The 8,543-nt window shown below is 59.4% G+C and carries 13 protein-coding genes; 10 read left to right on the top strand and 3 right to left on the bottom strand.

The window, feature by feature from the left end:
- Positions 1 to 109: 109 nt before the first annotated feature.
- The 8 genes from D1641_RS18195 (at position 110) to D1641_RS18165 (ending at position 3,497) form a co-directional block, all read left to right on the top strand.
- Entirely contained in the window at positions 110 to 286 is a 177-nt protein-coding gene (locus tag D1641_RS18195; RefSeq protein WP_160668307.1) for a hypothetical protein, read from the top strand.
- Entirely contained in the window at positions 286 to 399 is a 114-nt protein-coding gene (locus D1641_RS19800; RefSeq protein WP_279285721.1) for a CD1375 family protein, read from the top strand. Before D1641_RS18195 ends, D1641_RS19800 begins: the two co-directional genes overlap by 1 nt.
- Positions 392 to 565, top strand: a complete 174-nt coding sequence (locus tag D1641_RS18190; RefSeq protein ID WP_160572448.1) for a CD1375 family protein — start codon at positions 392 to 394, stop codon at positions 563 to 565. The genes D1641_RS19800 and D1641_RS18190 overlap by 8 nt, the downstream gene beginning before the upstream one ends.
- A 65-nt stretch (positions 566 to 630) precedes the next feature.
- A complete protein-coding gene (locus tag D1641_RS18185) occupies positions 631 to 909 on the top strand; it encodes a branched-chain amino acid ABC transporter permease (protein WP_160572447.1) in 279 nt (92 codons plus the stop codon).
- A gap of 8 nt (positions 910 to 917) precedes the next feature.
- Positions 918 to 1,325, top strand: coding sequence for a hypothetical protein (locus tag D1641_RS18180; protein WP_160668304.1), 408 nt, complete (start codon positions 918 to 920; stop codon positions 1,323 to 1,325).
- Positions 1,326 to 1,345: 20 nt separating this feature from the next.
- Positions 1,346 to 2,767, top strand: coding sequence for a phage tail tip lysozyme (locus tag D1641_RS18175; protein WP_160668302.1), 1,422 nt, complete (start codon positions 1,346 to 1,348; stop codon positions 2,765 to 2,767).
- Positions 2,768 to 2,779: 12 nt separating this feature from the next.
- The gene (locus D1641_RS18170) at positions 2,780 to 3,151 is read left to right on the top strand and encodes an ABC transporter ATPase (protein ID WP_160668300.1); all 372 of its coding nucleotides are present in this window, start codon (positions 2,780 to 2,782) and stop codon (positions 3,149 to 3,151) included.
- 13 nt (positions 3,152 to 3,164) lie between these two features.
- Positions 3,165 to 3,497, top strand: a complete 333-nt coding sequence (locus D1641_RS18165; RefSeq protein ID WP_160668298.1) for a hypothetical protein — start codon at positions 3,165 to 3,167, stop codon at positions 3,495 to 3,497.
- Positions 3,498 to 3,575: 78 nt separating this feature from the next.
- On the opposite strand, the gene D1641_RS18160 is transcribed toward D1641_RS18165, so the two are convergent.
- Entirely contained in the window at positions 3,576 to 4,262 is a 687-nt protein-coding gene (locus D1641_RS18160; RefSeq protein ID WP_160668296.1) for a zinc ribbon domain-containing protein, read from the bottom strand.
- Between the two features lie 212 nt (positions 4,263 to 4,474).
- Here D1641_RS18160 and D1641_RS18155 point away from each other — a divergent pair, with 212 nt between their 5' ends.
- The gene (locus D1641_RS18155; RefSeq protein WP_160668293.1) at positions 4,475 to 4,735 is read left to right on the top strand and encodes a helix-turn-helix transcriptional regulator; all 261 of its coding nucleotides are present in this window, start codon (positions 4,475 to 4,477) and stop codon (positions 4,733 to 4,735) included.
- 122 nt (positions 4,736 to 4,857) lie between these two features.
- Entirely contained in the window at positions 4,858 to 5,898 is a 1,041-nt protein-coding gene (locus D1641_RS18150; RefSeq protein WP_160265732.1) for an IS30 family transposase, read from the top strand.
- Between the two features lie 217 nt (positions 5,899 to 6,115).
- On the opposite strand, the gene lepB is transcribed toward D1641_RS18150, so the two are convergent.
- Positions 6,116 to 6,724: a signal peptidase I gene (gene lepB, locus D1641_RS18145; RefSeq protein ID WP_160668257.1), complete on the bottom strand. Its 609-nt coding sequence runs from the start codon at positions 6,722 to 6,724 to the stop codon at positions 6,116 to 6,118.
- Positions 6,725 to 6,941: 217 nt separating this feature from the next.
- A partial coding sequence (locus tag D1641_RS18140) for a hypothetical protein (RefSeq protein WP_160668255.1) occupies positions 6,942 to 8,543 on the bottom strand: 1,602 nt, incomplete at its 5' end.

The following is an 8,543-nucleotide window of genomic DNA, read 5'->3' as shown; positions in this document are numbered from 1 at the left end:
AAAACGAAACCGCCGCCAATGGCTTTGCCTTTAACTTCCGCGTGAGCGCGAAGCGGGGGCCGTCCGGCCAGGGCGGCTACATCAGTTCTGTGCAAGGAGGGTTCCAGTAATGGTAAAGAGGCGCGAGGATTCCATCAAGGAAATGAACAAGCGCAAGAGCAACGAGCAGCTTACCCGCGAGAACGAAGAACTGCGGGCGAAGGTTGCGGCGCTGGAGGAACAGGTGGACAACACAAACCTGGCGCTGTGCGACGTGTACGAGCAGATGATTGGAGGCATGGAGTAATGGCGAAGATTTACACCGCCCTTATCCAAAAGGGCCTGAAAACCATTGACGACGTTCCCGCCCGCATCCGGGCGGAGGTCGAGGCACTGCTGGCGGAGCAGGACCATGAGTAGGGTCCGTCTGTGGCTGCTGGATATTCTGATGGGAAAGGAGAAAAACGGTATGGCTATCGTGTACGCGACCCTTATCATCAAGGGCAAGAAAACGCTGGAGCAGGTTCCCGCCATTCTGCGGGAGCAGGTCGAGCAGATTCTTGAGGACCTGGAAGTGAAACTGTAACCAGGACAGCCGGGGCCGTCTCCACGCTGGAGACGGCCCCAAACTACAATTTGGAGGCGTGAGCAATGTACATCGACGCAAACACCATCATCACCATTTCGGCGGTGCTGGCCGCGCTGGGCGGCATCGGCGGGGTGGTGGTGTGGTGCATCAAGTTTGTGGACCGGCAGAAGAAGCAGGACAAGGAGCTTGCCGCCATCCGCAAGGAGCAGACGCTTATCTGCTATGGGGTCCTGGCCTGCTTGAAGGGGCTGAAAGAACAAGGGTGCAACGGACCAGTGACCGCCGCGCTGGACAAGCTGGAAAAGCATCTGAACCAAGCGGCCCATGAAGAGGAAGAATAGGAGCCGCCATGAAAATTTTGATTGTCGCCGCCTGCGCCCTGGTGGTGGGTATCGCCCTGGGCATTGTGTTCAGCGCGGCGACCATCCGGCATCTGCGCCGACGGGTGAAGGAGCTGCGGGAAATCATCAAGGAGGGCCTGCCGCCGGAGAGGCCGGAGACAATGAAGCGGTTTGTGTGGGCCTGCGTCATAAACGGCTTTGCCTGGGTGTGGTGCAGCTACATCCTGGCCGCGCTGGACAAGGTGCAAATCGCGGAAGAGCTGTCGAAGGTTGCTCTTGCTGAAATCATCGTGCCGGTGGCGGTCTACGCATTTAAGTCCGGCGTGGAAAATTTGAGCAAAAATAACCGCTGGCCGGACAGGGGAGACACGCCGGAAGCGGAGCCGGAGGACACGGACCCGCCGGGCATGGGATAACGAAAAAGGAGCGTTTACAAATGCTGACCGGAAAAAACAATGAGGAAAGAATCTGGAACTACCTGACGGCGGCGGGCATGACCGCCTACGGCGCGTCGGGGCTGATGGGTAATCTCTACGCGGAAAGCGGGCTGATTCCTACCAACCTCCAGAACACCTACGAAAAGAAGCTGGGGTATACGGACGCCACCTACACGGCGGCGGTGGACAGCGGGGCCTATACCAACTTTGCCAAGGACGGGGCCGGGTATGGGCTGGCTCAGTGGACCTATCACACCCGCAAGGCCGCGCTGCTGGCCTTTGCAAAGGCGGCGGGGAAGTCTGTGGGGGACATGGAGACACAGCTTGCTTTTTTGGTCCACGAGCTGGAAAGCTCTTTCTCCGCTGTGCTGTCTACGCTGAAAACGGCAAGGACTATCGAAGCGGCGTCCAACGCTGTACTGCTGAAATTTGAGCGGCCCGCCAACCAGGGGGAGGCGGTGAAGCAGAAGCGGGCGCAGTATGGGCAGGTCTACTATGACAAGTTTGCCGCCGGGCAGGCGGCGGAAGGAGGACCAAAGATGAACAAAAAGCCTGTTTCCTTCCTCCAGACGGACAAGCGGTGGGCCAGCAAGCCCTACCGGGTGAAGGGGGAGAACTCCACCATCGGGGACAGCGGGTGCGGCCCGACCGCAGCGGCCATGCTGCTGTCCACCCTGACGGGGAAGAACATCACGCCGGAGGACACCTGCAAATGGTCCGTGGACCACGGGTACAAGGCCCTGGGCAACGGCACCTATTACGCCTACTTTGCCCCGCAGTTTGCGGCCTACGGCATCAAGTGCTGGCAGCTTAACTGGGTGAACGCCTACCACAACCCCAAGGCCACGTCCTTTGACGAGACGGTGAAGTATCTGAAACAGGGCTACTACGCTATCGCCCTGATGAAGAAGGGGACCTGGACCGGCGGCGGGCATTTCGTCGTGCTGTGGTGGGCGGACGGCAAGGTGCGCATCAACGACCCGGCATCCACCAGGGATAACCGGGTAAACGGCAATCTGGCTACCTTCAAGAACGAGGCCGCTTATTTCTGGATTGTGGACGCGCGGGAGTACAACAACAGCGGGAAGCTGGTGGACGGCTCCATGGCGGAGGTCAAGCCGGAGGACGTGCCGCAGGCCGCGCCGGGGGTGACGGCGGAGCGGAAAGCGACCGGCGTTGCGAAGTCGTTCGACAAGAAGCTGGCCGGGACCTACGCCGTGACGGCGGGAAGCGGCCTCCACATCCGCAATGTGGCCGGGTCCAAAACCGGGAGCATGGTTGTCCTGCCCTGTGGGACGAAGGTACAGAACTACGGCTACTACACGGAGGTAAGCGGCGTGAAGTGGCTGTATATCCAGGTTACATACAAGGGCGTCAAATACACGGGGTTCAGCTCCGGGGCATACCTGAAAAAAGCATAGGAGGAAAAGAGCATGAAAAAGCTGAATACCATCCAGAAGCACGACAACCTGAACACCGTCTATAGAGACGGGGAGGCCGGACCGGGCGGAGCGCATCACGATTATGTGGTGTCGTTCGGCGGCGGTCTGCCGGAGAGCGACGGGGACGGGGTGCGCATCCAATTCCAGTGCGGGCCGCGCAAGGACCCGGAGGCGCGGAAAGGAGTGTGTGGTGCGGACTTGCTGGAAATCGTGCGTGACCAGCTGCGGGCGTTTCAGGCTGGGCCGTTTTCCTGCCGGGAAAACGCCTGCGCCCTGACACACATTGAGGAAGCGCTCATGTGGCTGAACCGCCGGACGGAGGACCGGGCGGAGCGGAACGTACTGGGAACGACCGAGAAATAAGGAGGAAAACATCGTGGAAGCTCTGATTCAAAACATCCCCGTGGCTGCGGCACTGGTGCTGCCGGTGGTGCTGGTCCTGATGGTGGTAACGAACATCATCGTGGAGGTGCTGAAAAAGCTGACCTGGGGAAAGCTGCCGACAAATCTCCTGGCCTTTGCCGTGGCTATGGCCGTGACGCTGCTGGCTTTCTTTGCCGCCTGCCAAATCATGGGCGTGGCCGTGACGTGGTACATGGTGGTGGCCGCTGTGGTGATGGGCGTATTCGTGGCCTATGCCGCTATGTTCGGCTTTGATAAATTCCGGCAAACCCTGGAACAGCTTAACAGCATCAAAAAGAATAGCTGACCGATTCGGTCAAGAAAATCCCCCGGCGGCGGGGTCCTTGCGGGCCTGCTGCCGGGGGATTTTTTGTTGCTTGATGGTTTATTCGCTGGGTATCAATGCCTCCAGCTTATTGTAATACTTTAACAGGTCCTCGTCATACTTGCTAAAGTTTTCAGAATAGGTCTTTAAGCTGCCGCTGGGAGAAACCGCCAAGTCAATCAAGCCGCAGTATGCGTCATACAACGAATCGGCGGCTTCATAACAGGCGGCAAACTCTGCTGGGGGATTTTGCAGGTCTGCCATAATTCCGTCAACTAATTCGCGGTTTGCCTGCAAGCCGGATATAACAGTCGCGGTATTGTCCTCGGCATACAGGAGGGATAGAGACGTGTTGAAATCATCGTGAAACACGCCGCCGCTTCTGGTGTATTTGTCGGTTACACTATCGCGCTCTTTGTAGATGGTGTTATACCAGACCTGCTTTGTTAGGTTGCACATCTTTTCTGCAACCGAGCCGCCACGGATTGTCTGCGCCCGGAGTTCGTTCAGGCTGGCGATATACGCCGCTCTATCGCTGGCCTGCTTCTGCTGGACGCCAACAAAAATGCCAACCACGGCAACCAGCGCAAGGACACAAGCTGCTATGATAATGGAACGTTTGCTTTTGCGGGGGGCCGGGGGCGTATCCTGGGGCTGCGGCTCCTGGATAGGGTGGCCGCAATGCGGGCAAGCCTGCGCCGCGTCGGAAATTTCTTTGCCACATTCGGGGCAGGACATCAACGCCATACAATCACATCCTTTGATTTATTTTAGGGGTTTATGGAGTATTACCATGATAGCCTCTGTTTATGGCAATGTCAAGTAGACAACTGAATATTACCATACCGAAAGCGGGAATGATTCTGCTGAAATCCATTGAGTATTACCATGGACCGGAGCGGGAAGTATGGTAATGTTTAATAAAATACGGGACATTGCCATGAATGGGAGGGGGCGCGGTGAAGAAATTTCAATTTGAGGGAAAAGGCAACGTGTCCGGCGACCGCATCCGGGAGCTGCGGCTAAAGGCGAGGCTATCACAAGCGGCCCTTGCCGCGAAGATGCAGACCGAGGGCGTGATTGCGGAGCAGGATGTAATCAGCCGGATTGAAAGCGGGTCCCGCCTGGTGACGGACTATGAGATTCTGGTGCTGACCAAGATTTTCAACGTGTCCGCAGACTGGATTATCGGAACGGGGCGGGAAACGCCGCTGGGCTGAACGAGGATAAAGAAAAATTTTGCCGTAGGCTTTTTAGCCTACGGCAATTCTTTTTCCGAACGGGCGGACTATTGACTTTCTGATTTATTCCAGATTATTATTTCCGGGAAGGGGGTGCTTCTATGAATCACAAAGGGGCGACACACTTTTCGCTGAACGACCGCTACACCGTGGAGCGGATGTTGAGAAAAGGGTTTAAGCCAAAGGCTATCGCGGATGCACTGGGGAAATGTGAGCGGTCTATCTACTATGAAATCAACCGGGGCCTCTGCGTCCAGCGTACCACGGACCTAATTGACGTTGAGGTTTATTGCGCTGACGTGGCGCATAGGAGGTACAAGAAATTCCTGTCTGAAAAGGGGCCGGACCTGAAAATCGGACACGACCACGCGCTGGTGAAGAAGCTGGAAGAGCTTATCGTAGAACAGCACTTTTCCCCTGGCGCGGCCCTGGCGTACATCAGAAACGGAGAGGACGAGTACGAAACCGACATCTGCGAGCAGACGCTTTACAATTACATCTACCGGGGCGACGTGTTCCTTGTGCTGAACGAAAAGCATCTACATGAAAAGGGGCGGCGGCACTATGCGGCGAAGAGCAAGAAGGAGGCCGCGAGAGCGCCGCGCGGAACGAGCATTGAAAAGAGGCCGAAAGAAATCGGGAAGCGGGAGAAGTTTGGACACTGGGAAATGGACAGCATCATGGGGTGCAAAGGCTCCAAAAAAACGCTGCTGGTGCTGACGGAGCGGCGGACCCGTATGGGTATCGTCATGCTACTGGAGGACCACACGGCGGCAAGCGTGGTCAAGGCCATCAACCGCCTGGAACGAAAATTCGGGAAGCTGTTCTACAAACTGTTCAAAAGTATCACGGTGGATAATGGGTGCGAGTTCCAGGACTTTGAAGGGATAGAGATTGCACACCGCCGGAAGGGGAAACGGACCATCGTGTTTTTCTGCCATCCGTATTCCGCATACGAGCGGGGGAGCAATGAAAATATGAACCGGCTTATCCGCCGATTCTTCCCGAAGGGGACCAACTTTGACGAGGTGACAAAGGAGCAGGTGGAAGAGGCGGAACGGTGGGTGAACAACTACCCACGGAAATTGCTTGGGTGGAAGTCGGCAAGCGACCTGTTCAACGAAGAACAGCAGGCGGCTTGACCGGCTGGAAGTGAATACAAATGTTCTAACCGGACGAGAAAGCCCCGCCCGGTTAGATTGTTATGCCTATTTTATTGTGATATAGCCTAAAAATGGTATGGGTGGTTTGGTTAGTTTGCTGATTATTCTAATTTACTGCAAATTATTCTTGACTTCTGGCAAAAACAGCCCCAGCCGGGGAAATTCCCGGCCGGAGGCTGTCAAATTGGAGCTGGGCTTATGCCGCGCCGAAGCGGTCCAGAGGCCACAGGGCCAGGACGGCCTTGCCCAGAATATAGCCGCTGTCAATGGTGCCCACCCGCTCGTCCCGGCTGTCGGTGGAGTTGTTCCGGTTGTCCCCCATGATAAAGACGGAACCCTCGGGCACCTCCCAGTGGGTCTGAAGCATGGTGGAGGAGTAGGGCAGATACATCTCCTCCTTGATATAGGGCTCGTCCAGCCGCTGGCCGTCCACATAGACGGCGCCGGCGTTGTAGTCGATGTCCACTGTCTGGCCCCCGGTGGCAATGACCCGCTTGATGATGGCCCGGGGCCCGGTCCAGCCGGTCAGCACCACGGGGGTCTTGTTCACCACCACAATGTCCCCTTGCTTCGGGGTGTAGCCCAGAGACCAGATAATCATAATCTCCCCGTCCCGCAGGGTGTTTTCCATGGAGGGGCCGTCCACCCGGGTGAGCCGGGCCACACAGTTGAACAGCACCACCGCGATCACCACGCAGCCTAAGAACAGCTGGAGCCACTCATACAGCCCGGCCCCCGGCCTGCGGGGCTCCTGCTCCTCTTCCGTCTCTTCCCCGCCCTGGGGCAGGTCGTTGTATTCGTCCATGGGAATACCTCGTTTCCTCGTTGGTGAGTGGTATTATAACCGCTTTCGCGGGAAATTGCAACAGGGGAAGGACCGGGACATAAGGCCCCCTTCGCAAGGGGGCTCCCGGCGAAGCCGGGTGGGGGTTTCCTCTGGAGCGTTCGATCAGAGAAAATCCTCCGTCATTTGCTCCGCAAATGACACCTCCCTTTGTAAAAGGGAGGCTTTTGGCGCTCTCCTACAGCTCCAGCCTCGTCACCCCCGGCACGCCGGCCAGGGCCTCGCTCTCCCGCTTCTGACAGGTGAACAGGAGCAGCTGCTGCTCCTGAGACAGCTCGCCCAGCAGCTCCAGGGCCATTTTCAGGCGGTCGTCGTCGAAGGAGGCCAGGGCGTCGTCCAGCAAGATGGGGGGCCGCTCGGGCAGGCACAGCCGGCACACCGCCAGCCGCACCGCCAGATAGAGCTGGTCCGCCGTCCCCCGGGACAGGCACAGCGCACTGCGGGGCAGCACGTCCCCGCCCGTCCGGACAAAGCCCTCCAGCTCCCGGGTCAGGCTCACCGCCGAATACCTCTCCCCGGTGAGCCGGGCCATATACTCCCCCGCCATCCGGTTCAGCTCGGGGGAAAAGCGCTCCTGGAGCCGGGTGTTGGCCTGGGTCAGGACGTCCATTGCCAGGGCCAGGGCCTCGGCCTCCAGCCGCTTCCGGCTCAGCCTGTCCTCCAGCTCCTCGGCCTGGGCGGCCAGGGCGGCGGGGTCCCCCATGGTCTGGAGGCTCCCGCGGGTCTGATTCAGCCGTGCGCTGACCTCCTCCACCTGGGCGGCGGTCCGGGCCAGGGCCTGAGCGGTCTCCTCGGGGCCCAGCTCGGGGATGGGGATGCGCTCGGCCTTCTCCTCCCGTTTGGCCCCCTGGGCCTCCAGGTCCTCCAGCCGGCGGAGGGCGGCGGATTCCCGCTCCCGGGCCAGGGTCAGGTCGTGATCCATGCTCAGGGCCCGGCTCAGGGCCGCCGAGCAGCCGAACAGATCGGTCACCTCCGGGGCAAAGCTGTGGACAAAATCCAGCAGCTCCCCCTTGGCGGTATCCCGCTTCTCCTGCCGCGCGGCGACAGCGTTTTGAATGACCTCCACCTCGTGGGCGGCCCTCTCCGCCGCCTGACAGCGGTCCTTGTAATTCTGTGCCAGGGCGGTGAGCTCCTCCGGGGTCTGGACGCCAAAGGGCGACAGAAGGTCAGCGATCCGTTTCCTTGCCTTCCGGGCACTGATACGGGCAGCCAGGAAATTGACGGCCACACTGAAGCAGACAGCCAGGGCGAGGACGGCGGCAGCTACAGCGTCCCTGTAGACCAGCCATCCGCCGCCGCCAAGGAGGGCGGCAAGGACAAGACCAATGACAGTGAGCTTGGGGGACATCCATTTGGCCAGCTTTTTCCGGTCAGTCTGGACGGCGGCGCCGATTTCCGCCGCCTTCGTCATTGCCTCCTCTCCGTTCAGCCCGGCGAAGTGTTCATCCTTCACCGCCTCCTTGGCCTTGGCGGAGGTCTCTTCCGCTTCGGCCAGGGCGGCGGAGCCCTGTTTAATTTCCTCGTCTAAAACCTTGAGGTATTGCAGCTCCCCCTGGGAGCGCTTCACGTCCTCCCGGTCGGGGATGGGCCGCTGGCCCAGGCTCCACTCCAGGTCGGCCACCTGCCGCCGGGCGGCCTCGCACTCCTCCTCCGCCCGGGCGTATCGGTCGGACAGCCGCTTCTGGGCCAGGGCTTTGTGGGTCTCCGTGTCCCGGAGCAGCTGGTCCCGGCGGCGCTCCAGCCCGGCCCGCTCGGCCTCCAGAGCGGCGGCCTGGCCGGC

The sequence above is a fragment of the Colidextribacter sp. OB.20 genome, assembly GCF_009911595.1.
Lineage (GTDB): Bacteria > Bacillota > Clostridia > Oscillospirales > Oscillospiraceae > Lawsonibacter.
This window is presented reverse-complemented; position numbering and strand designations above follow the sequence as displayed.